At 68.7% G+C, this 25263-nt stretch carries 26 protein-coding genes; 13 read left to right on the forward strand and 13 right to left on the reverse strand.

Going from position 1 to position 25263, the window contains the following annotated elements; all coding sequences use genetic code 11:
• Positions 1-183: 183 nt before the first annotated feature.
• From H0264_RS01610 to H0264_RS01625, 4 genes are all read left to right on the forward strand, one after another.
• Entirely contained in the window at positions 184-558 is a 375-nt protein-coding gene (locus tag H0264_RS01610) for a rhodanese-like domain-containing protein (RefSeq protein WP_244976083.1), read from the forward strand.
• Positions 559-592: 34 nt separating this feature from the next.
• Complete coding sequence (locus H0264_RS01615) at positions 593-1723, forward strand: DUF4328 domain-containing protein (protein ID WP_244976084.1); 1131 nt, start codon at positions 593-595, stop codon at positions 1721-1723.
• A complete protein-coding gene (locus H0264_RS01620) occupies positions 1720-2487 on the forward strand; it encodes a glycerophosphodiester phosphodiesterase (RefSeq protein WP_181582318.1) in 768 nt (255 codons plus the stop codon). Before H0264_RS01615 ends, H0264_RS01620 begins: the two co-directional genes overlap by 4 nt.
• An 86-nt stretch (positions 2488-2573) precedes the next feature.
• Positions 2574-3491: a DUF5926 family protein gene (locus tag H0264_RS01625; RefSeq protein WP_181582319.1), complete on the forward strand. Its 918-nt coding sequence runs from the start codon at positions 2574-2576 to the stop codon at positions 3489-3491.
• Positions 3492-3819: 328 nt separating this feature from the next.
• On the opposite strand, the gene H0264_RS01630 is transcribed toward H0264_RS01625, so the two are convergent.
• The 4 genes from H0264_RS01630 to H0264_RS01645 all read right to left on the reverse strand — a co-directional run bounded on the left by H0264_RS01630 (position 3820) and on the right by H0264_RS01645 (position 7689).
• The gene (locus H0264_RS01630) at positions 3820-4368 is read right to left on the reverse strand and encodes a ferritin (protein ID WP_181582320.1); all 549 of its coding nucleotides are present in this window, start codon (positions 4366-4368) and stop codon (positions 3820-3822) included.
• Positions 4369-4460: 92 nt separating this feature from the next.
• The gene (locus tag H0264_RS01635) at positions 4461-5732 is read right to left on the reverse strand and encodes an LCP family protein (RefSeq protein ID WP_420832027.1); all 1272 of its coding nucleotides are present in this window, start codon (positions 5730-5732) and stop codon (positions 4461-4463) included.
• 370 nt (positions 5733-6102) lie between these two features.
• Positions 6103-6900 carry a CPBP family intramembrane glutamic endopeptidase gene (locus H0264_RS01640; RefSeq protein WP_181582322.1) on the reverse strand — a complete coding sequence of 266 codons (798 nt, stop codon included), beginning with the start codon at positions 6898-6900 and terminating at the stop codon, positions 6103-6105.
• A gap of 18 nt (positions 6901-6918) precedes the next feature.
• Positions 6919-7689 carry a DUF2470 domain-containing protein gene (locus tag H0264_RS01645; RefSeq protein ID WP_181582323.1) on the reverse strand — a complete coding sequence of 257 codons (771 nt, stop codon included), beginning with the start codon at positions 7687-7689 and terminating at the stop codon, positions 6919-6921.
• A gap of 424 nt (positions 7690-8113) precedes the next feature.
• Between H0264_RS01645 and H0264_RS01650 the strand changes: the two genes are divergently transcribed.
• The 3 genes from H0264_RS01650 (at position 8114) to H0264_RS01660 (ending at position 10202) form a co-directional block, all read left to right on the forward strand.
• Positions 8114-8533 carry a hypothetical protein gene (locus H0264_RS01650; protein WP_181582324.1) on the forward strand — a complete coding sequence of 140 codons (420 nt, stop codon included), beginning with the start codon at positions 8114-8116 and terminating at the stop codon, positions 8531-8533.
• A gap of 92 nt (positions 8534-8625) precedes the next feature.
• Positions 8626-9543, forward strand: a complete 918-nt coding sequence (pheA, locus tag H0264_RS01655; protein ID WP_181582325.1) for a prephenate dehydratase — start codon at positions 8626-8628, stop codon at positions 9541-9543.
• Complete coding sequence (locus H0264_RS01660; RefSeq protein WP_181582326.1) at positions 9540-10202, forward strand: histidine phosphatase family protein; 663 nt, start codon at positions 9540-9542, stop codon at positions 10200-10202. Before pheA ends, H0264_RS01660 begins: the two co-directional genes overlap by 4 nt.
• A gap of 69 nt (positions 10203-10271) precedes the next feature.
• Here the strand turns inward: H0264_RS01660 and H0264_RS01665 are convergent, their stop codons facing one another.
• The 6 genes from H0264_RS01665 to H0264_RS01690 all read right to left on the reverse strand — a co-directional run bounded on the left by H0264_RS01665 (position 10272) and on the right by H0264_RS01690 (position 15861).
• Positions 10272-11102, reverse strand: a complete 831-nt coding sequence (locus H0264_RS01665) for an ESX secretion-associated protein EspG (protein WP_181582327.1) — start codon at positions 11100-11102, stop codon at positions 10272-10274.
• Complete coding sequence (locus H0264_RS01670; protein ID WP_181582328.1) at positions 11099-12268, reverse strand: PPE domain-containing protein; 1170 nt, start codon at positions 12266-12268, stop codon at positions 11099-11101. The genes H0264_RS01665 and H0264_RS01670 overlap by 4 nt, the downstream gene beginning before the upstream one ends.
• 15 nt (positions 12269-12283) lie before the next feature.
• The gene (locus H0264_RS01675) at positions 12284-12607 is read right to left on the reverse strand and encodes a PE family protein (protein WP_181582329.1); all 324 of its coding nucleotides are present in this window, start codon (positions 12605-12607) and stop codon (positions 12284-12286) included.
• Positions 12608-12700: 93 nt separating this feature from the next.
• Positions 12701-13054, reverse strand: coding sequence for a metallopeptidase family protein (locus tag H0264_RS01680; RefSeq protein ID WP_181582330.1), 354 nt, complete (start codon positions 13052-13054; stop codon positions 12701-12703).
• Between the two features lie 22 nt (positions 13055-13076).
• Positions 13077-14207, reverse strand: coding sequence for a septum formation family protein (locus H0264_RS01685; RefSeq protein ID WP_338040123.1), 1131 nt, complete (start codon positions 14205-14207; stop codon positions 13077-13079).
• Positions 14208-14274: 67 nt separating this feature from the next.
• Positions 14275-15861, reverse strand: a complete 1587-nt coding sequence (locus H0264_RS01690) for a GMC family oxidoreductase (RefSeq protein WP_181582332.1) — start codon at positions 15859-15861, stop codon at positions 14275-14277.
• 155 nt (positions 15862-16016) lie between these two features.
• Between H0264_RS01690 and serS the strand changes: the two genes are divergently transcribed.
• The 3 genes from serS to H0264_RS01705 all read left to right on the forward strand — a co-directional run bounded on the left by serS (position 16017) and on the right by H0264_RS01705 (position 20676).
• The gene (gene serS / locus H0264_RS01695) at positions 16017-17276 is read left to right on the forward strand and encodes a serine--tRNA ligase (RefSeq protein ID WP_181582333.1); all 1260 of its coding nucleotides are present in this window, start codon (positions 16017-16019) and stop codon (positions 17274-17276) included.
• A gap of 99 nt (positions 17277-17375) precedes the next feature.
• Positions 17376-19241 carry a putative bifunctional diguanylate cyclase/phosphodiesterase gene (locus H0264_RS01700; protein ID WP_231083815.1) on the forward strand — a complete coding sequence of 622 codons (1866 nt, stop codon included), beginning with the start codon at positions 17376-17378 and terminating at the stop codon, positions 19239-19241.
• Between the two features lie 130 nt (positions 19242-19371).
• Positions 19372-20676, forward strand: coding sequence for an MFS transporter (locus H0264_RS01705; protein ID WP_420832075.1), 1305 nt, complete (start codon positions 19372-19374; stop codon positions 20674-20676).
• On the opposite strand, the gene H0264_RS01710 is transcribed toward H0264_RS01705, so the two are convergent.
• The 3 genes from H0264_RS01710 to H0264_RS01720 all read right to left on the reverse strand — a co-directional run bounded on the left by H0264_RS01710 (position 20654) and on the right by H0264_RS01720 (position 22658).
• On the reverse strand, positions 20654-21358 hold the full coding sequence (locus tag H0264_RS01710) for a hypothetical protein (protein ID WP_181582334.1): 705 nt from the start codon (positions 21356-21358) through the stop codon (positions 20654-20656). The two genes, H0264_RS01705 and H0264_RS01710, sit on opposite strands and share 23 nt — an antisense overlap.
• Before the next feature lie 99 nt (positions 21359-21457).
• Positions 21458-21991, reverse strand: coding sequence for a DUF805 domain-containing protein (locus H0264_RS01715; protein ID WP_220139933.1), 534 nt, complete (start codon positions 21989-21991; stop codon positions 21458-21460).
• A gap of 97 nt (positions 21992-22088) precedes the next feature.
• Positions 22089-22658, reverse strand: a complete 570-nt coding sequence (locus H0264_RS01720; RefSeq protein WP_181582335.1) for a DUF805 domain-containing protein — start codon at positions 22656-22658, stop codon at positions 22089-22091.
• 97 nt (positions 22659-22755) lie between these two features.
• Here H0264_RS01720 and H0264_RS01725 point away from each other — a divergent pair, with 97 nt between their 5' ends.
• The 3 genes from H0264_RS01725 to H0264_RS01735 all read left to right on the forward strand — a co-directional run bounded on the left by H0264_RS01725 (position 22756) and on the right by H0264_RS01735 (position 25261).
• A complete protein-coding gene (locus tag H0264_RS01725; protein ID WP_181582336.1) occupies positions 22756-23715 on the forward strand; it encodes a DMT family transporter in 960 nt (319 codons plus the stop codon).
• Positions 23716-23797: 82 nt separating this feature from the next.
• Positions 23798-24817 (forward strand): MauE/DoxX family redox-associated membrane protein, encoded by a 1020-nt coding sequence (locus tag H0264_RS01730; RefSeq protein ID WP_181582337.1) that lies wholly within the window; start codon positions 23798-23800, stop codon positions 24815-24817.
• Between the two features lie 108 nt (positions 24818-24925).
• Entirely contained in the window at positions 24926-25261 is a 336-nt protein-coding gene (locus H0264_RS01735; RefSeq protein ID WP_181582338.1) for a BP74-related protein, read from the forward strand.
• Positions 25262-25263: the final 2 nt, after the last annotated feature.

Here is a 25263-nt window from a genome sequence, read left to right on the forward strand (position 1 = left end):
CTCGGTCCCGCGGCGGATCGTTCCGGGCCGTGGAGGGGACTATCCGGAGCGATTCGCCGGGGGGATTTTCCCGACATACCGCACAACCCTGAAGCTGTGGATCAGGTTGTGGATTATGTGGATAACTTTCGAGCCGGATGCACAACCACCCGGCACTCCGCCGCCCGTGGCAGGATCGAAACCGTGACCATGCCCCATGTCCCCTCGGTGCCGATCGACGCCGTGCCAGCGGAATTCGACACCGCCGAGCCGTGGGCGGGCGCGGAACCGGTGCCCGCCATGCTCATCGACGTCCGCGACGCCGACGAATGGCAGCAGGGCCACGCCCCAGGGGCCATGCACATCCCGCTCGTCGATGTACCCGCCCGCCTGGACGAACTGGATTACGACGCCGAGATCTACGTGATCTGCCGCCAGGGCGGCCGCTCGGTCACCGCGGTGCAGTACCTGGAAACCGTCGGCATCGAAGCCCTCTGCGTCACCGGCGGCATGGTGGCCTGGCAACAGGCCGGCCGCCCGCTCATCGGCGACGGCGACCAGCAAGCGAAGATCTACTAGACGGACCCGCATGGAGCCGAGGAACGGGGGACACGTGGCCGACTCGCGATCGCCGGTGGTGCAGCCGTGCGCCCGCTGCGGTGCGCGCTGGGCCGTGCAGGGCAAACCCCTGCACTGGTGCCCCCGCTGCCACGGCGTACTGCTCTCGCCCGCACCCGTGGACGCACCGCCCGCGCGCCGCAACTACCGGTGGGTGGCCCGGCCGCCCGGCCGCAGGGGCCATCCGGCGCCGGCGGCCCGCCGCAGGCAGCCCACGGAAACGCCTCGCTACCTTCGCATTCCGCGCTGGGGCCTACAGGACCGGCCGCCGCAGCGGACGATCGCGCCGCCCACCCGTTTCCAGCGGCTGGTCGAACGCATCCCCGAACTGCTCATGACCACCGCCGGGCTGTTCGTGCTCGCGGCCCTCGCCGAATTCGGGCGCTACGGGGTGCTGCTGCGCAATCGCACCCGGCTCATTCCGCCGTGGCTGCTGTACCTGTCCGACGGCGCCGTCTACGTATTCGGTATCACCGCACTGCTATTCGCGCTGGTGACGGCGGTCGCCATGGTGGGCTGGCTGGCCCGGACCCGGCGTGCCGCCTTCGCGGCGGCGCAGCGGGAGGACCCGCGTTCCCTGCGCGCACTGATCCTCGGGTGTGTGGTGCCGGGCGTGAACCTGGTCTGGCCCGGCGTCTTCCTCACCGACGCGGTGCGGGCCCGCGCCGCCGGCACCATGTTGCCCGGCGGTGATCCGCGCCTGCTTCGCACCGTCCGGATCTGGTGGGCCGCATGGGTTCTCAACGGCATCCTGGTGGTGGTGGCGCAGCTGTACCGGTTCGCGGACACGCTGCAGGCGCAGGCCGACGGCGTGCTCGTCGCCGCCTGGACCGACCTCGCGGCGGCCGCGGTGGCGGTGCTGACGCTGTGGATGGTGCGCACCTTCGACGGGCGTGACCTGCGCGGACGCGAGGTCGGCCGAACCCGCTGGCTGGTGGCGACCGCGCCCGCGGAACCCGTCATCGAACCCGTGCACCCCGGCGCCGAATCCGCCCGTGCGCGTGCCGAATCCGAGCCCGACGAGTCCGCCGCGCGCGAATCCGGTTCTGCCGGGCGCGCGCCCGCCGACGCCGTCGGGAATGATGAGGCCGTGGCATCGAATCCCGAGGAGGTATTGGCGAAGTGAGCCGGGCCAGTCGCGCGCCGTTCGTTGTCGCGCACCGGGGGGCGTCGGCGGCGCGACCCGAACATACGCTTGCCGCCTACGAACTCGCGCTGCAGGAAGGCGCCGACGGCGTCGAATGCGATATCCGCCTGACCAAGGATGGGCACCTGGTCTGCGTGCACGACCGCACCGTGGACCGCACCTCCAACGGCACCGGCGCGGTCAGCGAAATGACCCTGGACGAACTGAAGTCGCTGGACTTCAGCATGAACGGCACCGAACCGGCCGAGGTGCTCACGCTGTCCGAACTCATCGAGCTGGTGCTGGACTGGAAGAGCCGTCCCACCAAGCTCTTCATCGAGACCAAGCATCCGGTCCGCTACGGCGCGCTGGTGGAAACCACACTGCTGAACGAACTGCAGCGCTACGGCATCGCCACCCCCGCCTCCGCCGACCATTCGCGCGCGGTCGTCATGTCTTTCGCGGCGACGGCCGTCTGGCGCATCCGCCGCGCCGCGCCGCTGCTACCCACGGTGTTGCTCGGCGAGTCCTCTCTCTACCTCTCCGGCGGCGCGGCGACCACGGTGGGCGCCACCGCGGTCGGCCCCTCGGTCCGCACCCTGCGCGAACATCCGGATCTCGTCGACAAGGCCGCCGCCGCGGGCCGCGCCACGTACGTCTGGACCGTCGACGACCACGAGGACGTGAAGCTCTGCGCCGAACTCGGCGTCGACTGGGTCGCCACCAATCACCCGGGCCGCACCAAGAACTCGCTCGACGCCTGAAAACGCGCGCGGCGCAGCCGAATGGCAGGGTTCGGGGGCGAAGCCCCTGAGAGTCTGCGCGAGCCCTGCGGGTAGTTTTCAGGGCTATGGGTAAGAGCAAGCGCAACACTCCCAAGCAGGGGAGCAATCGGGCCGAGAAGCTGGCCGCGCGTCGCGCCGCGCACGAGCAGGCCGCGCAGACCGTCACGCGCCCGTTCGAGGGCCTGGCCGCGGAATGCGATCTGGTCGCGCTACGGGAGTTCGTGCCGTCCGCGACCGCGACGCTGAAGCTGTCGCCGAATGTCGCCGCCGAGCGCCCCGTCACCCTCGCCACGGTGCTGCCGGGTGCGGTGGCCGCGCTGGTGCGCGCCGGTGACGAGCCGGTCGGTTTCGTCGGCACGCAGGTGCAGTTCCAGTCCGCCGATCCGTCGGCCGACCTCGCCGCCGCCATCCTGTGGACGCAGGGCGCGGAGCCGGGCGATTCGCTGCAGACCGCGAATGTGGAAGGCGCGCCGCGGCTTTCGGAGGTGCTGGACCCAGGCGCTGCCCTGGACCTGACCGTGCACCAGGACTTCAACTGGTGGGTGCCCGCGGGCGTCACCCCGGACCCGCAGGTGGCGGCCACCATCGAGCAGGCCAATCAGGCGATCATGCCGTCGGCGCGCCTGGAGCTGGGTGCGGACGCGGTCGGCGCGGCCTGGTGGGTGGACGCCGGCGAGAAGGCGCACCTGCGCTGGGTGCGGCCCGAGGACGAGGACGCCCTCATGCTGGCGCTGGCGCGGTTGCACGCCGCCGGCAACCTGAATTTGGGTGAGGGTTCGCGGTTCGCGGGCTCGTTCCGCACGCACGGCCTGCTGGTCCCGGTATTCGATCTTGATCCGGAAAAGCACGCCACCGAATGGGAGGCTCCGGCCCGCGAATTCGGCGCCCGTTTGGCCGAGGCACTGAAGGTCGACGCCCCGCTGACTTCCGACGAGCGCCGCTCCCGTGATGGGCTGCGCTCCCGTCAGGTCACCCTGCGCTGACGCTCTGACCAGCGTTTTTCCGGCTGTTCGCGGTGGTCTCCGGACCTGCCGCGGGCAGCCGGAATTTTTTGCGGAGAATTTTTTGAAAAAGGATCATTTCTATCGCGGAACTCGGTTAGGTTCTCATCACCCCACAGATCCACGGGGAAGGTGCTCCGGCACCGAGCTACACCGATGAGGAGAAAACCATGGAAGCCATTCTCACGCTGATCAAGTCCCTGTTCAGCTCGATCTCCGCGAAGTGAACCAGCTTCGGCAGAGATAAACGAAGAGCCCGGTCGAGCGCAAGCGACCGGGCTCTTCGTATCGGCTCATCCACCGAAGCGAATTACAACGAACCGCCCGCGGCGTGCGGCGAACCGGAAGCGTCCTTCGGGGAACTCATTTCGCGGGAGACGTAATTCTCCAGGTCGAACAGATTCGCGCTCGCGCGCTCGGCGACGGCCAGCAGGGTGCGCATGGTCGCGACTTCCTCGACCTGCTCCTTCAGGAACCACTGCATGAACTGTTCGCCCTGGTAGTCGCCCTCTTCCCGGGCGGTCTTGGCGAGCTGCACGATCTGGTCGGTGACCGCTTCCTCCTGCGCGAGCGCGAGGGCGATCGGCTCCTTGGCATTCGCGAATTGCGACTTGCCGGCGTCGGTCGGCGCCACTTCGACATTGAAGTCCTGATCGAGCAGGTACTGCGCGATCATCATGGCGTGATTACGCTCTTCGACGGCCTGCTTGTAGAAATACTTCGCGAGCACCGGCAGGTCGGCGTGATCGAACCACATGGCGATGGCGATGTACTGATGCTCCGCATTGAATTCATTGCGGATCTGATCCTGGAGCAAGGCGTGGAACTTGCTCTTCTTGGTTTGGGTACGCGTGGCCATGGCGACGACATTAGCCCTGCTCACACGGCGTGTCATCCAAGTGCAGCCTTATTGAGCACAGCCTTATTGAGGCAAGTATTGCCTAATTTGCACTAATTGCCGACCGTCGTCACCAGGTCCGACGGGACCTGTTCGTCGTTCGCCAGCGCCTCGAAGAACCTGCTCGCTTTCGCCTTGTCCCACAGCACCACATTGCCGCTGCCGTCCACATCCTCGAACCCGCCGATCGGCACCGTCGTGGCAATCGGATCACCGCCCAGCGCCCGGCCCAGCGAGGCCAGATTCCACACGTGGCAGCCGTCGTCGACCTTCAGCGCCTTCGTCAAGCCCTGTATCAGCGGCCAGGACCGGAACGGATTGATGAGCGTGCCCGGACTGGACGCCTTCTTCAGCAGCGCGCTCAGGAACTTGCGCTGATTCAGCATGCGATCCAGATCCGCGCGCGGCGTGGCGCGGGTGCGCACGAAACCGAGCGCCTCGGCGCCGTTCAGTTTCTGGCAGCCGGCCTGCAGATCGATGCCCGCCAAGGGGTCGTTGATCGCCTCGTCCAGGCACATGTCGATGCCGCCGACCGCGTCGACGATATCGGCGAAACCGCCGAAGCCGATCTGCGCGTAATGGTCGATGCGCAGGCCCGTCGCACCCTCCACGGTCTGCACCAGCAGTTGCGGGCCGCCGATCGCGAAGGAGGCGTTGAGCTTGTCCCTGCCATTGCCCGGAATGCTCACGTACGAGTCGCGCGGCAGGCTGACCAGCGTCGGCGTTCCCGACTCCGGAACGTGCACGAGGATGATCGTGTCGGTGCGCTCGGAGCCCACCTCGCCACCGGTGGACAGCTCCTGTTCCTGCTCCTCGCTCAGCCCGGAACGACTGTCCGAACCCACCAGAAGCCAATTCGTCCCGGGCGTGTCGCCGGGCCGTCCGGAGTAGCTCGTCAGTGCGTCGATGCGCACCAGATGCGTGTCCACGTAGACGGCCGCCGCGATCGGGAGCGCCAGCAACAACACCAGAACGATGAGAATCAGCCGCCCCCACCGCAATCTGAACTTGCGTCTGGACCCACGCGGCCGATCCCCGCCGCCCCCACCACGTCTCGGCGGCCGCGAGGGCGGTGGCGGAGGCGGGGGAGTGTCCTCGCGATACGGGACGGGCTGCTGGGTCGGCGCGTGCAACAGCGGAGCGCCTTCCCGATCCCGCTCCGAGTACTTCCGCGTCGCCGCCGGATTCCCCTGGGCGGCGGCCTGATCGCGGCGCGCATCGGCGGGTCCGCGCTGCCCTGCTCGGTCGCGTGGCGGATTGTTCGAATTGCGCTGTGGCGGAGCCTGTTCGCGCCGGGGTGGCGGCTGATTGCGCGGGTTCTTCACCGTCGGCACCTGCGAATATGCCTGTGGCCGACGGGGTTCCTCACGATCGAGCTTGCGGGTGGGATCGAAGCCGGGGCGGTCGCGCCCGGGTTGTGGGCCGCGTGCGCCCTGGTCCGGGCGCTGTGGCCGACCGCCTTGACCGGCGGGCGGTGCCGCCGGATTCGGGCGCATCGGTCGCGCGGGCTGTGCGCGCGGAGGTTGCGGCTGGTTCGCTGCGGGGCGCTGCGGACGGGCCGGGGGCTCGCCTGCGCGACCAGGCGGCGGCTCCCGGCGCATCCGTGCGTAGTGCTGGGGGTCGTCGCCGTTCATCACCAGAAACTCTACTGATGGAACCGTTCGCGCGGTTCATCTCGATGTCATTACGGTTGCATCATGGCAGCCAGGAGACGTGTCCGCGCAGGAATGCGTAACCGAGATACGCCACCGTGTCGATGAGCGCGTGCGCCAGCAGCAGCGGCCACAACCGGTTGGTTCGCTGCCAGTAGCGGCCGAAGATCACCCCCATCACCAGGTTGCCCACCCCGGCGCCAAGCCCCTGATACAGGTGATAGCTGCCGCGCAGCAGCGCCGACGCCAGCAGCGACCGGTTCTCCGACCACCCCAGCTGTCGCAAGCGGGTGATCAGCCACGCCACCACCAGCACTTCCTCGGCCGCCGAATTCGCCCACGCGGACAGCACCAGCACGGGCAGCCGCCACCAGTGTTCGAGCGACCCCGGCACGATGGTGACGCTCGCCCCCAGCGTGTGCGCCGCCAGATACAACCCCAGCCCCGGAATCCCGATGACCGCCGCCAGCGCCGACCCCGGCAGCACATCCGCCCGCCACCGCAGCCGCCGCGCCAGCCCGATCGCCTTCGGTCCGATCCCGCTGCGCCACAACAGATACAGCCCCAGCGCCGCCCATCCGAGCAGTCGCGCCACACCCAGCAGCTGGAACATCAGATCGATGGCCGATTGCGCCGCCCGCGACGGATTCAACGCGACCGTCTGCCCGCCCACCCCGCCCGGCGACAGCGCACTCTCCAGCAGCGACAGCGCCGCATTCGCCCCGCTCAACCCGAACGTGACGACCAGCACCACCGCGATCTCGATCCGGATCGCCCGCTTCTCCCCGTCGGATGAGGCGGGCGCGGGCCACCCGGCCCGGGATTCAGCTGCCGAAACCATGGCAGCCAATCTATGTGCTCAGCTGTGCCGCAGTCCGTTGCGGAACGGGCAGCCGGCCAGGATGCGGACCGCGCGGCTGAGGGCTTCGACGTCGTCGGCGGGGGCGGAGAACGAGAGCCGGACGTCGTGGTCGCGGTCGGCGCCCTCCACGCGCAGGGTGATGCCGTAGCGGTCGAGGGCGAGCGGGTGGACGAGCGCCCCGCGCCGCAGGTGTCCGGGCAGGTTGCGGGCCAGCCGGTCGATGATGTCGCCGTGGTCGGCCTGCAGGTGCTGCAGCCAGGCGGCTTCCATCTCGCAGAACGGGTCCGCGTGCGCCTGCCGGATCTGTTCGCGCCCAACCGAATCCGCGCCGGTGCTGTCGGCCACCACCGCGGAGTCGATGACCAGCCGCAGCAGCGTGGTGGTGTGCCCGATGTCGAGCAGCGCCGGATTCGGGTGATCCTCGGCCACCGCGGCGGCCAGTGCCCGCTGGGCGTGTGTGGGCACGGTGTGCACCCAGCCGCGCAGCCACACCAGTGCCCGCACGGGTTCGCGCACGGTCACCGGCGCGTGATCGGTCAGTTCCAGCACTCCCGGTGATCCCGTGCTTCCGGCTCCGCTGACGAGCATGGCCGCGGTCGAGGTCATGGGCACCGCGATGACGGCGTCACCGCACTGCCGCAGCCGGTGCACGGAGGTCGGTATGGGATCGAGGCCGGGGAGCGCCAGCATCGCCTGTTCGGCCAGCGAGCAGGAGCTGTGCACGCGTTCGGCGGTAGTGGGCGCGGCGACCGGGGCCAGGTTGGGCATACATACCTCCGACGGGAATTAGGTAATCCTAAGCTAAGTGACGCACGTCGCTCGCGCAAGCTCTGTTTCCCCCAGGGGCGGTGCTTTTCCCAGGGGCTCCGCCCCCGGACCCCCGGAATCGGGGGCGCTGCCCCCGGGCTCTGTTTCTCCCAGGGGCTCCGCCCCCGGACCCCGGGTATCGGGGGCGCTGCCCCCGGCCCCCGTTACGGCGCGGGTGCGACTGTGCGCGATCACGCCTCACCGGGACTCGGCAGCCGCGTACTGGTCGCAGTACGTCGGGGCCGGTTGCCATCCGGTGGGATGGTCGTGTGGGACACGGGCTGGCGTGATCGGATGGGGGCGGTCGGCCGGTCCATGGTGGCTATGGTGCGCCTGGACTCGACCCGGGGCGAGCGGTGCCGAATCGCGTGGCTACCGTCGATGTGTGCCGCACGATTCATCCCCTTCCGCCGACCCGGTGCCGTTGACGCTGTCGCTTCCTCCGCGCCCGGCGCGCGGCCTCACCGACGATCTGGTGCGGCCGATTTCCGGAGCTTTGGAGGCGGAGGTGCTCGATCTGGCAGTGCCGGATATCGAGGTGGCCAAGTTCCTGGTGCGAATTGCGCACGGGGACAGCGGGTTCGTGGCGCGGACGGATTCCGGGGAGCGGGCGGTGGCCATTGTCGCGGCGACGACGGCCGCGCTCATGGGCGATGACATCCCGGCCGCGCTGGCGAACCCGGACGTGGCGTTCCTGCGCGGGTTGAAGCCGGAGGCCGTGGAGGCCCTGCGCGGAGTGCTGCTGGCCGTCGAGACCTCGGAGCCCGGGGCCGTGAACGACGCCTTGCGGGTGCTGCGCGGCTGAGCCGGTTTCACGCCGGCGGGATTCTGGCCGCTGGCGGGTGGGACTCGGCCAAAGGGGAGGGGTAGTCCTCCCACGCAAGTAATCTCGTAGCCGTGCCGCGTATCGCCTACTTCGGGCCGTCGGGAACCTTCACCGAGATGGCCCTCGCCAAGCTGGAGTCCACCGGAATCTTCGGGGGGCCGGTCGAGCGTGTGCCCGCAGCCAGTCAGGGGGCCACGATCGAGTTGGTCCGGGCCGGGGAGGTCGAGGGTGCGGTCGTTCCCATCGAGAGCTCGGTGGAAGGGTCGATCGCGCCGACTTTGGATGCGCTGGCGGTCGGGCCGCGGTTGCAGATCATCGCCGAGACCGAACTCGATGTCGCCTTCACGATCGTCGGGCGACCGGGTGTGACGCTGGACGAGGTGCGCAGGATCGCGGCGTATCCGGTGGCGGCCGCGCAGGTGCGGATCTGGCTGGCGCATCGGATGCCGCAGGCGGAGCTGTACACGTCCGGGTCGAATGCCGCTGCCGCCGAGGATGTCGCGGCCGGGCACGCGGACGCGGCGGTGTCGACCGCCTTGGCCGGGGAGCGGCTCGGGTTGGCGACGCTGGCGTCCGGGGTGGCCGATCACGAGCAGGCGGTGACCCGGTTCGTACTGGTGGGTCCGCCGCAGCCGGCGCCGCCGCGCACCGGAGCGGATCGCACCTCGCTGGTGATGGAGCTGGCCAACGAGCCCGGCTCGCTCATGCGGGCGTTCGCCGAATTCGCTACGCGCGGAATCGATCTCACTCGTATCGAGTCGCGGCCCACCCGCACCGGAATGGGCACGTACCGCTTCTATCTGGACTGTGTGGGGCATATCGACGATGCGGCGGTGGCGGAGGCGCTCAAGGCGCTGCATCGCACGGTGCCGATGATCCGGTACCTGGGGTCCTGGCCGGCGAGTTCGGCCAATGGCGCCCCGCCGCCGTCGGACGAACCGGCGGCGGCCTGGCTGATCGATCTGAGGAAGGGGGTGGCGGACCTGTGACCGGCAAGCTGATCCTGGTTCGGCACGGGGAAACCGAAGGGAATGTCGGCAAGATTCTCGACACCCGGCTACCGGGGTTGCCGCTCACCGAACGCGGTGCGGGACAGGCGAAGACCTTCGGTGCGGGCTTGAGTGTGCCGCCGCGCAAACTGTTCTCCTCGGCCGCGCTGCGGGCGCGCCAGACCGGCGGATACATCGAGGCCGCCACGGGCGTGCCGCTCGAAGTGCTGGACGATCTGCAGGAGGTGCAGCTCGGCGACCTGGAGGGCCGCAACAGCAAGGAGGCGCACGACGCCTTCCAGCAGATCTACCGCGCCTGGCATTTCGGCGATCTGAGTGTTCGCGTGCCCGGCGGCGAAAGTGGTCAGGACGTGCTGGATCGCTACATTCCCGCCCTGGAACGCCTGCGCGACGACTACCTCTCCGATCGCGACGCCGGCGACATCATCCTGGTCAGCCACGGCGCCGCCATGCGCCTGGTCTCCCGCGAACTCACCGGCGTACCAAGACTTTTCGCCGCCAACAACCATCTCGACAACACCGAGACCATCGAACTCCTCCCGTTCGAGGACGGTCTCTGGGAATGCACCCGCTGGGGCCGTTACCCGGCCCCCTTCGCCGACGCGATAGAGCCCACCGGCGACGACCCCATGGGGTAACCCCGCTCGCGGGGCTGTGCCCCGGAGCCCCCTAGGGCTGCGTCCAGCGAAACTCCTTGCGGAGGTGCGTTACTCGGGCTGCTGAGGGGTGGGGAATTCCTCGCGCAGGGGGAGGGCCGTGATCAGGTCCTGGAGCGCCGTGCGGAGGCGAGCCGGGGTGCCGGTGGCGAAGCTCGTCCACTTGGTGCCGTCGTCGGCGCGACTGGAGGTGGCGAGGAAGCGGCCGTGGCGGGTGTTGTAGACGGCGATGTGGCCGTCGGCCACGTCGCGGCTGCCGTCGCCGTACAGCACACCGACTATCTCGGCGTGCGAGTCCACTTGGACCAGGGCCGAGGCGAGGGTTTTCGCGTCGGCGGCCGGGTTGCAGACGGCTGCCAGGCGGTTCGCCGTGGTGGTGGCGTCGCCGGCGTCGTCGAAGATGGGGACGAGGTCCTCGGTGGGCGCGCGCATGCCTTCCAGCTCGAGGGGGTCGGCGGGGCCCAGGGCCGCGATGACCGTGCCGGCCAGGTCGTGGCCGGCCTCGTCGAGGACGTAGGAGTCGGGGCCGCGCAGGGCGACCACTTCGACGTCGTCGCCCTTGGCGATGCAGAAGCGGTTGACGTGGCCGTCCACGTACCAGCGCAGGGCCAGCACCCAGTGCGGGCGGTAGAGCACCCGCAGCCGATCGGCCAGCTCCGGGTGCACTTGTTCACCGTCGAGCAGGTTGCGTTCGGTCAGGGTGGCCGCGGCGGCCGCCATGGCGACGCCGTGGTCGGTGACATTGTCGTAGCGGCCCATGGCGTCGAGCACCACGGGCAGCTCGTCGATCTCCAAAGCCTCTTGGAGATACTGCATTTCGTCGAGCGACAAAGTCACCGACTTCAGCAGGGACGGCCCCCGGCCACCACCGAGGACCGTCACCGGCGGTCCGCCGGATCGCCGCCGATGACCGCGGGCGCGATGAGCCCGCCGTGCGCGAAGTGATCGGTGGAACGCCCGAAGTCGTTGCCGTCGTGGGTTTCTTCCTCGTCGTCACCGTGGTTGCCGCCGCCCAGCACCGGGCTGGTGCCCGAGCGCACGGGCGCGGCGCCGCTGCCGGATGCGCTCTGCGCCACCGTCATCGGCTCGGCCACCGTCGCGACGGCCGCGCCGCCCGCACCGGCGCCGGCACCCCAGCCCTGCGGCAATTGCAGTGTGCCGCCGCCGTTTCCGATGCTGACGGTGCTGCCGCCCGCGTAGGCCACGGCCGTGGTGGCCAGCGCGGCCGCGCCGACCCCGGCGGTGGTGACGCCCGCATTGCTGATGCCCGGCGAGTATCCGCCGCCGGTGCCGGCCGCGCTGGTGAGCGAGCTGATGGCATTGCCCGCCGCGCTGGTGACGGTGGACGCGCCCGTGGTGACCACGCTGCCCGCCACCTGTGCGACCTGCGAAATACCGCTCAGCACAGTCGGATTGGAGGCCAGCGAGGTGACCGTGGCGATGGCCGAGGTGACCGGGTCGGAGCTGTCGCTGAAGGTGGACGACGCGGCATTGGCCGAGCCCGCGCCGGACGCGATGGGCGGCGGCATGAGGAAGGTGCCGGGCGTGGCGACGATGGCGGTGGTGGCGGCCTCGTAGGTCTCCATGACCAGTGCGGCGCGAATGTCCATGGCCAGCTTGGCGGCCTCGGCCAGTTCGGCGGTGCCGTTGAGCGCGCCACCGGTGGAATGTGCTGCCACGCGGGCGGTTTCGACGGCCGCGATCTCCGGCAGGCTCGGCATGGCGATGGACGCCACGGTGTAGGCGGTGGCATTGGCGGCGGTCTTGGCGGCCAGCGCGGTGGCCATCACGACCTGCTGTTCGGCCCACACGGTGAAGCCGGTGAGCCGCGCGAGCACATTGAGCCCGTTGAGCCCCTCGAGTCCGACGCCGACCTCGGCCATGACCCGCGCCACGGTGGCGGTGGCGTCGACCCAGGCGCCGGTGAGCGTGGTCCACGAGGTGGAGGCGGCCGAGATCGGAATGGCGTGCGCGCCCGCGTTCAGCGAGATCGAGTTGATCTCGGCCATGCGTGGCAGCCAGAAAACCCCGGTGATTCCGAGCGTCATGCGTGCTTCCCCCTCTTACGCCTGGATGGTGGCCGTGGTGGCGGCGATGCCCGCCGCCCGGACCGTGTCCTGTGCCATGTACTGCGCGAGCTGAGTCCGTAGCGTCGCGGCGGCGTGGTGCAGTTCGAGAATGCCCTGGGCGACGGCGCTGTCGTGGGTGGCGGCGGCCTGGTTGAAGTGGGTGGCGGCCAGCAGCGACACCTCTTCGGTGCCGGACGGCAGGACGTGGGTCGTCGGTCCGGCGGCCGTGGCCACCGCCGCCAGCCGCTCGGCCAGCAGATCCAGCTCCAGCGCGGCCGCCAGAATGAGCTCAGGCTGTACCGAAACAAGGCCAACCATGATCGGACTCCCTTCCACAGAGTTCTTCCCCCGATATGAAGATTGGACGCGGGAGCAACGCGATCGGTTCCCCCGGCATCGTCGCAATCTTGATCAGCCCCATCCCAGCTGATGAAGGCGGTCGTCGTCAATCCCGAAATAGTGCGCGATCTCGTGAATCACCGTGATTGCCACCTCTTCGACCACTTCTTCCTCGGTGTGACACATGTCGAGGATGGCGTCGCGGTAGATGGTGATGGTGTCCGGTAATGCGCCCCCGTAGTGGCTGAAGTCCCGTTCGGTGAGCGCGATGCCGTGGTAGAGCCCGAGCAGTTCGGGCTCCTCGTCATTGCGTGCCTCTATGAGAACCACCACGTTGTCGATGGCGTCGCTCAGTTCCGGCGGAATCAGGTCGAGCGCGTCGCCGACCAGCTCTTCGAAGCGGTCGTCGGTCATGGTCACCGGCACGGCTGTCTCTCCTGCGGTCCGGTCAGCGCGGAGTCGGAATGACCGGCGGCACCGCGCCCGGCAGCGGCTGCGGGGTGGAGCGGCCGTTGTTGGGCGGCGGCACGGGGGCCTGTCCGTCGATGAGGATCTCGCCGCGCGCGGACCCGCTGATGGGTGCGAAGCCCTCCTGCGCGCCCTTGCCGATCATGCAGTTGAGGCTGCGGCTGCCGGCCAGCCAGCTACGCGTGTCGAGGTAGTCCCAGAAGAGGGTGAGCGTCTTGTTGCGCAGCGCGTCCCCGGAGCCGAGGTAGTCGGTGGAGGCTTGCGCGCACTGCTCCTCCATCCACTTGTCCTGCTCGTCCTTGGACGGCGGGCCGCCGGTGAAGTGGGTGCCGAGGTCGGCGGTGGACACGATCTCGAAGGCGTGCGGCTGGGCGCAGTCGACCGGGTCGGTGGGCAGGTTGCGGCTGATGCCGATGCACATGCCGGTGTCGAAGACCTTGGACTGGTTGACCTCGCGCACGCTGCCGGAGACCTGCTGGGTGGCGGTGCCGCCGCTGCCGGTGACCTGCAGGCCGCAGCGCAGCGTGCGCTCACCCGCCTTCCAGCCGGCTTCGCCCGGGTTGATCAGGCCGACCACGAACTTGCCGCGCGGATCGAACTTGCCGCCGAGGTAGGACTGGGCGGCGCTGACGCAGTGTTCGTCGCGCAGTTCGGAGAAGCGCAGCGAGTCGGGAAAGCGTGAGCCGGAAGCGAATTCGCGGCCCGGGTATTTGCTGAGGTCGATGTCCTCGGTGACCTCGAACAGGTGCTTGCCGGAGCAGTCGACCTTGGTGAGGTCGCTGGCGTTGGCCTTGCTCCAGTTGAGGCAGTCGCCCTGTTTGGCGGTGCCGAACGCCTCACCCGCCACCGCTCCGGTGGGCTGCGGGGCGCCGGGATTGTGGGCGGTCACCTTGCCGGTGTCGAAGCCGCCGGTGACCAGCATGATCACCGCGGCGATGGTGGTGCCCACGGCGAAGGCCAGCAGTCCCCAGCGCACCATCTGCGCGGAAACCGGGTCGCCGTGTTCGATTTTGTCGCGCAGCTTGCCGAAGGGACCCGAGCGCTCGGGTTTCTGCCGAGGCGCGGAAGGCATGCCGGGACGCTGGTCGGAGGGAGGCAGCTGCGTGGACATCGCTGCCCATCATGTCAGCGCTGTCTCGCCCCCGCCACGTCCTGGACCCTTTTGGATGGCGGCTGTCTCAGGAAGTCAGCAGATCGGCGGCTTTCTCTCCGATCAGAACCGCGGGGGCGTGGGTGTGGCCGCGGGTGATGATCGGCATGACGGAGGTGTCGGCGACGCGCAGGCCGTCGACGCCGCGGACGCGCAGTTCGGGGTCGACGACGCCGGTGTCGTCGGCGCTCATGCGGCAGGTGCCGACCGGGTGGTAGAGGGTGTGCGAGTGGTCGTCGAGGCAGCGGCGCAGCACTTCTTCGAGGGGTGTGCCGGTGGGGACGGCGGGTTGCATGAGTTCGCCGATGTGTTCCTTGAGCGCGGGTTGGGCGGCGATGTTCACGCACATGCGCAGGCCCGCGAGCAGGGCGGTGCGGTCTTCGGGTTCGGCGCAGTAGCGCGGGTTGATGCGCGGCGCGGTGAACGGGTCGGCGCTGGTCAGGCTGATGCGGCCGACCGAGTACGGCTTGAGCAGGATCGCGGCGAAGGTGAGCGCGTGCCCGTCCGGGTCGCCGAGGCCCTCCGCGATGTAGGGGGCGGGGCCGAAGATGAGTTCGAGGTCGGGCAGCGGGAGTTCGTCTCGGCTGCGGACGAATCCGTACGCCTCGCCCACGTTGGAGGTGAGCTGCCCGCGCCGCCGGATCAGGTAGGCGGCGAGTTCGCGGATGCTCTTGTCCGCGCCGTACAGGCTGCCCGCGGTGGTGCGGTAGACGATGGGCGCGGCGAGATGATCGCGCAGGTTCCGGCCGACCTCCGGAAGATGGTGCCGCACTTCGACTCCCAGATCCCGCAGGTGGTCGGCGTCGCCGATGCCGGAGAGCAGGAGCAGCTGCGGGGTGTTGATCGCGCCGCCGGACAGGATCACTTCGCCGCGCGCGTGTAGTCGCCGGACCTCGCCGTCCTGCCGGTATTCGACGCCGACCGCGCGCTTGCCCTCGAACAGCACGCGGGTGACGTGCGCGCCGGTGAGCACGGTCAGGTCGCGGTGCCGCTGCAGCGCCGGGCGCAGGTAGGCGTCCGCGGTGCTCCAGCGTGCGCCGCGTTTCTGGGTCACGAGTGTCTCGGTGAACCCTTGCGGCTGATCGAGATTGGCGCGTTCCACCGGGTATCCGGCTTGCGATGCCGCCTGCAGGTAGTCCCGTGTCACCGGCCGTGGACTGCGTTGCGCCGCGATGTGCAGCGGCCCGCCCTGGCCGATGGTGGTGGTGACCGCGTCGGACATCTCCATCCGCTCGAAGTACGGCTGTACCCGCTGCCATGACCATCCGGGCCCGGCGTGGGTGGCCCATTCGTCGTAGTCGGCGGCGAATCCGCGCACCCACATCATGGCGTTCATGGAGGAGGATCCGCCGAGCATCTTCCCGCGCGGCCAGTAGACCTGCCGGTTCGCCAGTTCCGGCTGTGGTTCGGTGCGGTAGTTCCAGTCGAACGGGCCTTGGAACAGTTTCGAGAATCCGGCCGGAATGTGGACGAATTTGTCCTTGTCCTCGCCACCGGCCTCCAGCACGGCGACGCTGGTGCCGTGCCGGTCGCTGAGCCGGGCGGCGACCACCGCCCCTGCCGAGCCTGCGCCGACGACGATGTAATCGACTGTGTCCGGGGTGAATTGGGGCATGAGGACTCCTCGGGGCTACCGCACATCGGCGGACGCCGCTGTGCCGCCCGCCGCGCTCACGCCTCCACTATGGGTGGACCGACCGGTGTGCGGCGGGGAATGAACGGATCAGGGCACGGAAAATCCGCTGGAAGCCGCCCATTAGGCTGGACCGCATGATCGACCTTCGATTCCTGCGGGAGAATCCGGACGTCGTGCGCGCCTCGCAGCGGGCTCGCGGCGAGGATCCGGCCCTGGTGGACGTCCTGCTCGAGGCGGATGCGGCACGTCGCGCGGCGGTGCTGAACGCGGACAATCTGCGCGCCGAACAGAAGGCGCTGGGCAAGAAGGTCGGCAAGGCGTCCCCGGACGAGCGGCCCGCGCTGCTGGCGCAGGGGCAGGAGCTGTCGGCGAAGGTGAAGGAGGCCGAAGCGGCCGAGAACGCCGCCGACGCCGATCTCGATGCCGCGCAGCGTGCCATCTCGAATGTGGTGCAGGAGGGCGCGCCCGCGGGCGGCGAGGACGACTACATCGTGCTCGAAACCGTCGGCACCCCGCGCGAATTCGATTTCAAGCCGAGGGACCACCTGGAACTCGGTGAGTCGCTGGGCATCATCGACATGGAGCGCGGCGCGAAGGTCTCGGGTTCGCGCTTCTACTTCCTCACCGGTTACGGCGCGCTGTTGCAGATGGGCATGCTGCAGCTGGCCGCGCAGCGGGCGGTGAAGAACGGTTTCACCATGATGATCCCGCCGGTGCTGGTGCGCCCGGAGATCATGGCGGGCACCGGCTTCCTGGGCCAGCATGCCGCCGAGGTCTACCACCTGGAGGAGGACGACCTGTATCTGGTCGGCACCTCGGAGGTGCCCCTGGCCGGCTACCACTCGAACGAGATCCTGGATCTGAACGAGGGCCCGAAGCGCTATGCCGGCTGGTCGTCGTGCTTCCGTCGCGAGGCCGGCAGCTACGGCAAGGACACGCGCGGCATCATTCGCGTGCACCAGTTCGACAAGGTCGAGATGTTCGTCTACGCCAAGCCGGAGGACGCGGATGCCGAGCATCAGCGACTGCTGGCGTGGGAGCGCGAGATGCTGGCGGCGGTCGAGGTGCCGTATCGCGTGATCGATGTGGCCGCGGGTGATCTCGGTTCGTCGGCGGCGCGCAAGTTCGACTGTGAGGCGTGGGTGCCGACTCAGCAGACCTACCGCGAACTCACTTCGACATCGAACTGCACCACGTTCCAGGGCCGCCGCCTGAACGTCCGCTACCGCGACGAGAACAACAAGCCGCAGACCGCCGCGACCCTGAACGGCACTCTTGCCACCACGCGGTGGATTGTGGCGATCTTGGAAAACCATCAGCAAGCCGACGGTTCGGTACGAGTGCCTGCCGCGCTCGTCCCCTTCGTCGGAACCGAAGTCCTGGAACCGCGCTGACCCCCGGAACCCGTGCGGTAACCAGTGATTCGCGCTCGGCGCACCCATTTCCTCCGGTTGTGTCTACCGCTGGCGATTGTTATGTCTAGGCTGGGCACCGTGCGAGGAATCGGGTCTCGCGGCGATACCCGAACCCGGGTGCGGGCGGCATCGGCGCTGGCAACGGCAATGGTCATGGCTCGGACCACCGGGGCGTTCTACGTCATGGGTGGTGTGCTGGGACTGATCCTGACCGCTGTGGCGCCGGGTGATGAGGGCAATCGACCGCTGGTGGGTACGGCGGCGTTCGTGGCGCTGCTGTTGGGTCTCAGTCTGCTCATCTGGGGTCCGCGAATGCCGCACGGCGTACACCACGTGTACGTCGGCATCGCGACCGTGCTGGTGACCGTCGCCGTGCACTGGTTCCCGAATACGGTGGGCGCCATCAGTCTCGCGGCGTTCTATGTGTTCGTCGCCTGTGATGCCGCCATCTTCTTCGCGTGGCGCTGGCTGGGCATCCATCTCGCGTTCGCCATCGCCTGCTGCCTGTGGGTGGTGCCCTCGCGCGGGCTGCCGTGGTGGTCGGGTCTGATCCCGGCGGGCATCACCTTCGGCATCGGCATCGTGGTCGGCATTCTGACGCGCATGGCGTCCGACGCCGATATCGACGTGCTGACAGGTCTGCTCAATCGCCGGGGCTTCGACCGGGCGCTGAACAATGCCATCGGGCACGCCACCCGCACCGGCCAGGGGCTCGCGCTGGTGCTGGTCGACCTCGACCGCTTCCAGAAGATCAACGATCACCTCGGCCATCGCGCCGGCGACGCCGTGCTGCAGCGGGTGGCCGACACCTGGGCGAAGCTGCTCGCCCCCGATCAGCGGCTGGCCCGCTACGGCGGCGACGCGTTCGCGCTGCTGCTGCCCAACACCACCGAGCAGGCCGCCATCCTGCTCACCGAACAGCTGCGGGCCGCGGTCACGACCGGCTGCTCGGCGGGTGTGACCTCCTGGCAGCCGGGCGAATCCGGTTCGCTGCTGGTCTCGCGCGCCGATGTGGGTCTGTACCGGGCCAAGCAGGCGGGCCGCAATCGCACGGTGCTGGAATCCTCGCGGCAGCTGCCCCTCGCGGTGGAGCTGCGCGAGGCCATCGACCGCGGCACCCTCGACGTGCAGTACCAGCCCATCGTCAGCCTCTCCGACGGCGACACCCGTGCGGTCGGCGTGGAAGCCCTGCTGCGCTGGTCTTCCCACGCGCAACCGGATGTCACCACCGAGGGGCTCATTCGCGTCGCCGAGGAATACGACCTCATCTCCGATCTGGACGAGCTCGTGCTGCGCCGCGCCTGCGCCGACGCCGCCCGGCTCCAGGAGACGTTCGCGCAACTCGACCTGACCTTGAACGTGAATGTCAGCGGCCTGGAACTGGCCGAAACCGACTACGCCGACCGGGTTTCCGGCATTCTCGCCGACACCGGCTGGCCCAGCGATCAGCTGGTCCTGGAGGTCACCGAGAGCGAACTGGCCGCCGAATCCGAAACCGCCATCGCCAACCTGCACAAGCTGCGTGAGCGCGGCGTGCGGATCGCCATCGACGATTTCGGCACCGGCTATTCGTCGCTGAGCCGCCTGGCCACCATCCCCAGCGACATCCTGAAGGTCGACCAGTCCTTCGTGGCCGCCATCCGCTCCGATTCGCCCGCGCCGCCACTGCTGGGAGTCATTGCGGCGCTGAGCAAGTCGCTGGACCTGCAGGTCATCGCGGAGGGCGTGGAAACCGAATACCAGGCGGCCGTGCTGACCGAGCTCGGTTTCGCGCTCGCGCAGGGCTACCACTACAGCGATTCGCATCCGGTGTCCGAGCTCATCAACGACCTGAACGAGCATCACGGACTGGTAGGGGCGGGCCTGGATCGAGAGCCGTCCACCAATGGCTGGATCCCGATGGATAATCCGCTTGACGGTGGTCTCGGCGGCGCACAAGACTGACGCCATGCGTCTTCTCGTCTACGCCTATTGATTCGTCAGCACCCTCCGCGGCGGTAATCGCGGAGTCGCCTCCGATCCGGTTCGCGGACTGGGTTTCCGGGCGGTCCTGTTCGCGCTGACGGCGGATCTGATTCCCCTGTACGCGCTGTACGCACTGCTGTTCGCCGACCACGGCCTGAGCATCGCGCAGATCTCCTCGCTCCTGGCCATCTGGTCGACGACCTCCTTCGTGCTGGAAGTCCCGTCTGGGGCATGGGCCGACACGGTCTCGCGGCGGGGCTTGCTCGTGTTGTCAGGTGTGCTGTTGTTCGCGGGTTTCACCGCGTGGACAGTGTTTCCGTCGTACGCGGGCTTCGCTCTCGGATTCGTGCTCTGGGGTACCTCCGGAGCCTTGCGCTCGGGCACCTTCGAGGCGCTGATCTACGACGAGCTGGCCGCGCACCGGGCGACCGGCTCCTACGTCCGCATCATGGGCCGCGCGCGAGCCGCCGCCGAAATCGCCGCTCTCCTGGGTATTCTCGCCGCCGCGCCGCTGTTCGCCTGGGGTGGTTACGCCCTCGTCGGCTGGGCCAGTGTGGTCGTCGCGCTGGTGCACACGCTGACGGCGCTCACCTTGCCGAGCGCACCGAAGGCCGTCTCCGCCGCGGATGTCGACGACCTCGACGATGCTGACCTCGAGGAGCTGCCCCCTCGTCATTCCGGCGCGCTTTTGGCCGGAATCCACAGCGACGGGTCAAGCGCTGATTGTGTGGATCCCGGCCAGAAGCATGCAGGGATGACGGGGTGGCGATATGTGCACATGCTGCGGTCGGGTCTTCGGGAAGCCTTGCGGGTGCGGCTCATTCGACGCGGGTTGATCCTGGCCGCCCTGTTGAACGGCATCACCGCCTACGACGAGTATTTCGCGCTGCTGGCCGGGGACGCCGGTGTCTCGCCGTGGGTGGCGGCGATTCTGGTCGGCGTCACGGTGGCGGGTGCGGCGGCCGGGGCTCTGCTGGCCGACCGCACCGATGGAATGCGCCCGCGCACAATGGCTCTCGCGCTGGCGGTGGGTGGGTTCCTCTTCATCGGCGGTGCGCTGCTGTCGGGTCTGGCGGCCCAGCACCCGCACGCGGTGTACGTGCTGACGGCGGTCGGCTTCACCGCGATCGGTATCGCCTACGGCATCGACTACAACGCGGAGACGATTGCCGGTGCCCGCCTGCAGGACGCCATCGAGGGACCGGCCCGCGCCACCGTCACCTCGGTGTCCGGTCTGCTCACCGAGGTGATCGCGTTCGCCGTGTTCGGGTTCGTCGCCCTTGCGTCCCTGTGGATTTCGATCCCGGTGATGGTGGCCCTGCTGGGTGTGCCGTTCTTGCTGACGGCGGCCCTGTTCCCGGCGTGGTTGCCGGCGCGGAAGGAGGAGGCGCCTACACCACTGACGGCCGGGTGAGGCTCGACCACAGCGGATGCCCCTGTTCGGTGAACCGCCGCGCCAGTTCGCGCCGGGCGTTGTCGTCGCCCATCGAATTGTCCACGCAGAAGCGGCCTTCCGCGGCGGTCAGCAGTTTCACGTTCAGCAATCGAATGGGCGACAGTGGCCCCTGCACCGACGCGGGCAGCTCGGCGGCGGTCAGCCCGAGCATGACCACCGCGGCTCCGTCCTCGAGGTAGGTGTCCGCGGCCTCGGCGGGCAGGTCGGCTTCGGCCAGTTCGATGGTGATGACGCCGTGCCGGTCCACCATGTCCGGCACTTCGAACCCGTACTGCGCCACCAGGTTCGACACTGTCATGACGGTCTGTCCGAACCAGGAGTGCGCGATGCTCATGGCATCGCTGTCCAGCGGCAGGTCCGGCGTGATCCCGTACACCTCGAGCTCGTAGCCGTTGGTCGGCGCCGCGTCGTCCCACGCGGTCGGATCGGCCAGCCCGCTGCTGGCGACCAGCAGTGCGTTCTCCCGCCGTGCGATGGTGTGCGCCTGCCGCAGTGCGGGCCAGCGCGGCCCGCCCAGAAACGCCGGATTGATCAGATGGGCGATGACGTCGATATCGCGCCGCCCCCAGGAATCCCACGCGGCATCCAATACCGCATAGGTCGCGTCATCATGGATGCCGCCGATTACGCCTTCACTCACCGGATAACCGTACCGGCCGCCCATACTCCCGCGAAATGTGATGCACCCCAAAGGCATACGCATGCCTTCGGGGTGCAGTCGTCGAAATTCGTTCCGGCGTCAGGGATTTGTGGGGTTACCGGGTTCTTCCGGATATCCGGGCCGACCGGGATATGCCTGCCCGCCGGGTTGTCCGGGGTAGGTCTGCGGGTAGCCGGGATCGCCCGGGTACATCTGGGCTCCCGAGGGCCCGCCGGTGTAGCCCGGCCCGCCGGTACGGCCCTTGGGATCCGGGCCGTACTGGTTGGGTCCGGGCGTGCCGTCGAGCACCGCGAAGACGAACAGCACGATCGATCCGACGCAGGGGATCAGGTGCAGCAGCAACCACCAGGCAGTCCGGTCGATGTCGTGCAGACGTCGCGCCCCGACCGCCAGGGTCGGCAGCAGCAGCGCGATCCACACGATCGCCTGGAACAGCCCGCCGCGTGCGCCGTCATCGCCCCATCGGGTGCCGAGTACGGCGTCGAGCATGCTCGCCACCAGTCCGACCAGGAACGAGAAGAGCACGAACCACCAGTATTCGCTGCGCCGCGCCCGGCCGCTGAAGGTGGCGTACTGCGTGAGCACGCTCCGGACAGCGTCACCGAAATTCATGTGAACCTCCTGGAATGAGCGGATCGGCTCAGTCTGGTCTGGTTGCTAATGAATAGCTGAACGCAACGCCGCGCGGCGGCGAATCGTGTGGCTGCTCTCAGTACTGCGGCGGATACTGCTGCCCCGGGTAGGGCTGCTGCGGCGGGTACTGCTGCTGCGGCGGGTAGGGCTGCTGCTGCTGCGGAGCGAATGCCTGCTGCTGCGCGTACTGCTGCTGGGGCGCGTACTGCTGCTGCGGCGGGTACGGCTGGTACTGGTTCGGCTGCATCGGGTAGCCGGGTCCACCCTGGAAGCCGCCCTTCGGATCGGGTCCGTACTGGTTGGGTCCCGGGTTTCCCTCCATGCATTCGAAGACCAGCAGCACGATTCCGCCGAACGGGATCACCCCGAGCAGCAGGAACCAGCCGCTCTTTCCGGTGTCGTGCAGGCGGCGGACGGCCACGGCCAGGCTGGGGATGAACCCGCCCAGGATCAGGATCAGCAAGAGCAGCCCGCCGATGATGGCGAGCGATTCGTGAATGAGCGACAACAGGATGTTCAACAGGAACACGCTGAAGACCGCCAGCATGTTGGCCAGGGTCCAGTACCAGTATTCGCTGCGGCGCGCACGCCCCTCGAAATTCGCGTACTGCGACAGCACGCTCTTGACGGCTTCATTGAAGCCCATGAGAAAACCTCCCCGAAAAACAGTGGAACCCGCGTAATTCTGCACATTCGCTGTCCGGTTGCAACTCGGCAATACGTGCGAATGGAACAATCGGGCGGTGGTGTTACGGCGTGTCGGACTGGTGCTCGGGGGCTGCATCGGCGCGGCCGTGGCGGTGCAGGCCCGCATCAACGGCGCGCTGGGGGAGCGGCTCGGCGATGGAATCGCCGCGGCGGTGATCAGTTTCGGCACGGGCCTGCTGATGCTGGCCATCGCCTTCGCGGTGAGCGGACGACTCCGTGCCGGAGTGGGCGGAGTCCGCACGGCGCTGTCGGCGGGAAAGCTGCGCTGGTGGCAGTTGCTCGGCGGATTGTGCGGGGCGTTCTTCGTTGCCTGCCAGGGGCTTACGGTGGCGGCGATCGGCGTCACGGTCTTCACGGTGGCCGTGGTGGCGGGGCAGTTGGTGAGCAGCCTGGTGGTGGATCGGCTGGGCGTGGGGCCGAGCGGCCGGACACCGGTGACCGGATTGCGTGCCGCGGGAGCGGGTTTGGCGCTGGTGGCGGTTCTGCTGGCGGTGACCGGACGGTCCGGCGGCTCCGGCGGCCTGTCCGTGCCGGAGTCGTTCCGGGGTGGCCCGCAGGTGTTGCTGATCGTCTTGCCGTTGCTGGCGGGACTCGGTGTGGCCTGGCAGCAGGCGGTGAACGGCAGGGTCGGGGCCGTGGGCGGACCGGCCTCGGCCACACTGGCGAATTTCACGACGGGAACGATCGGCCTGCTGCTGGTGGAGGCGGTGCTACTGGCCGGAAACGGCTGGCCCGCACGGTTTCCGGACCAACCGTGGCTGTATCTCGGCGGCGTCATCGGCGTCGCGTTCATTGCGCTGGCCGTGGTGGTGGTGCGCTGGATCGGGGTGCTGCTGCTCGGCCTGACCTCGGTGGCGGGCCAGCTGCTGATGGCGCTGCTGCTGGATGCGGTGGCGCCCAGCGGGTCCGGTGTCACCGCGACCGCGGTCGCGGGATGCGTGCTCACATTCGTCGCCGTCGGCCTCGCCGCGCGGACCGGCGCGGGCGAGGCGTAGCCGCGCTCGCGGGGCGGTCGCGTCGAATATTGTTCTGCTGATTCATGTTTCGTTGCCAGGGCGGTTGTGTCATGGTGCGGTCATGCTGATCGACTACATGGTGTGGGCGGCGCGGCTGGCGCTGAGCGCGGTTTTCGGATTGTCGGCGTGGGCGAAGTTCATCGATCTGCCGGGCACGCGGAAGGCGGTGGGGGAGTTCGGGATCGCGCTGCGTTGGGTGCCGTGGGTGGCGTGGGTCCTGCCGACCGGTGAAGCGGTGGTGGCGGTCGCGGTGTTGCCGCCGTGGACGGCGGTCGGTGGCGCGGCGCTGGCCATCACGCTGCTGGGCGTGTTCACCGCGTCGATGGTGCGCCTGCTGCGTGCCGGGAAGCGGCCGGCCTGTTCGTGTTTCGGGTCCGTGAGTGCGACGCCGATCGGGTGGGACACCGTGGCGCGCAATGGCGGGCTCGGGCTGCTCGCACTGCTCGTGCTGGTGGGGACGGCGGCGCGGCCGCACGTCCCGGGTGTGCTGCCGGTGGATCATGCCGTGGGCATGGCGGTGGGGGCCGTGCTGGTGGCGGTCCTGATGTGGCTGGGCGGTCTGGTGTTCGAGTTGCGCCGCAGGCTGGATCAGCAGGTGTTGTCGACGTTGGGTGCGGAGGGTCTGCCGGCGGGTGCGGTGGCTCCCGAGTTCGAGTTGGCGCGCACCGATGGCGGCCGCACGGATCTGGCGGAGCTGCTGGCCGGGGGCCGTCAGCTGCTGCTGGTGTTCGTGCATCCGGCGTGCGAGATGTGTGCCGCGCTGGCCCGGGAGCTGCCGCGCTGGCATGCCCGCACCGCCGGGGTGCTGACCATCGCGGTGGTGGGCAATGGCGAGGTGGCGGAGTACACCGAATGGAAGTCGCGGCAGCAGTTGGGCGGGATTCCGGTTCTGGTGCAGCAGGGAAACGAGGCGTCGCTGCGGTATCGCGTGCGCGGCACCCCTTCCGCGGTTCTGATCGGTGCGGACGGCAGGGTAGCGGCCCCGGTGGCGCGCGGTGCGATGGCGATACGCGACCTGATTGTGCAGTCGAAACGGACTGTGCCCCGGTCGAATCCGGAAAGAAACGGGTCGGTTCTCTAAACCTGTTGGTACGCAATCGAATTCGTCACGAATGCCTTATTCGTGAGGCTTACCATCGAAAGGCAAGGTTCCACCCGTCCACCCGACCGCATAAGCGAGGGAATCATCATGGCGGACTTCGCATTCACCGATTACTCCGGCAAGGAATTCGTCATCCGGCTGGAGAACGAACAGCGCATCGCCGAGGCGAGGCGCATCCTCTCCGGTGAGGAAACCATGTCGACCCACGTCATGGGCCGGATCCGGAAGACCCGGGCCGAATACAACCCGGGCTGGAATTTCCATCTGGATCCGGAAACCATCACGTTCTTCACCGTCGCCATCGAGGTGTGCGACTCCAGCATCACCTATGTCGAGGACCATCTCGACGAGGTGTGCGGCGCATTCCTGCCCGGCTGCTTCTGGTGTCCGTGGTCGTCGCGACTGACCCGCGAAATCAGCTGACG

Origin of the sequence: Nocardia huaxiensis (assembly GCF_013744875.1) — a bacterium.
Lineage (GTDB): Bacteria > Actinomycetota > Actinomycetes > Mycobacteriales > Mycobacteriaceae > Nocardia > Nocardia huaxiensis.

What these genes read in the sequence shown, in the direction of transcription:
- H0264_RS01675 (WP_181582329.1), bottom strand. Translation starts at nt 12,607, where the DNA reads ATGGTTGGCCTTGTTTCGGTACAGCCTGAGCTCATTCTGGCGGCCGCG.
- H0264_RS01735 (WP_181582338.1), top strand. Translation starts at nt 24,926, where the DNA reads ATGGCGGACTTCGCATTCACCGATTACTCCGGCAAGGAATTCGTCATC.
- H0264_RS01720 (WP_181582335.1), bottom strand. Translation starts at nt 22,658, where the DNA reads ATGGGCTTCAATGAAGCCGTCAAGAGCGTGCTGTCGCAGTACGCGAAT.
- serS (WP_181582333.1), top strand. Translation starts at nt 16,017, where the DNA reads ATGATCGACCTTCGATTCCTGCGGGAGAATCCGGACGTCGTGCGCGCC.
- H0264_RS01730 (WP_181582337.1), top strand. Translation starts at nt 23,798, where the DNA reads ATGCTGATCGACTACATGGTGTGGGCGGCGCGGCTGGCGCTGAGCGCG.
- H0264_RS01715 (WP_220139933.1), bottom strand. Translation starts at nt 21,991, where the DNA reads ATGAATTTCGGTGACGCTGTCCGGAGCGTGCTCACGCAGTACGCCACC.
- H0264_RS01690 (WP_181582332.1), bottom strand. Translation starts at nt 15,861, where the DNA reads ATGCCCCAATTCACCCCGGACACAGTCGATTACATCGTCGTCGGCGCA.
- H0264_RS01670 (WP_181582328.1), bottom strand. Translation starts at nt 12,268, where the DNA reads ATGACGCTCGGAATCACCGGGGTTTTCTGGCTGCCACGCATGGCCGAG.
- H0264_RS01630 (WP_181582320.1), bottom strand. Translation starts at nt 4,368, where the DNA reads ATGGCCACGCGTACCCAAACCAAGAAGAGCAAGTTCCACGCCTTGCTC.
- H0264_RS01640 (WP_181582322.1), bottom strand. Translation starts at nt 6,900, where the DNA reads ATGGTTTCGGCAGCTGAATCCCGGGCCGGGTGGCCCGCGCCCGCCTCA.
- H0264_RS01685 (WP_338040123.1), bottom strand. Translation starts at nt 14,207, where the DNA reads ATGTCCACGCAGCTGCCTCCCTCCGACCAGCGTCCCGGCATGCCTTCC.
- H0264_RS01625 (WP_181582319.1), top strand. Translation starts at nt 2,574, where the DNA reads ATGGGTAAGAGCAAGCGCAACACTCCCAAGCAGGGGAGCAATCGGGCC.
- H0264_RS01645 (WP_181582323.1), bottom strand. Translation starts at nt 7,689, where the DNA reads ATGCCCAACCTGGCCCCGGTCGCCGCGCCCACTACCGCCGAACGCGTG.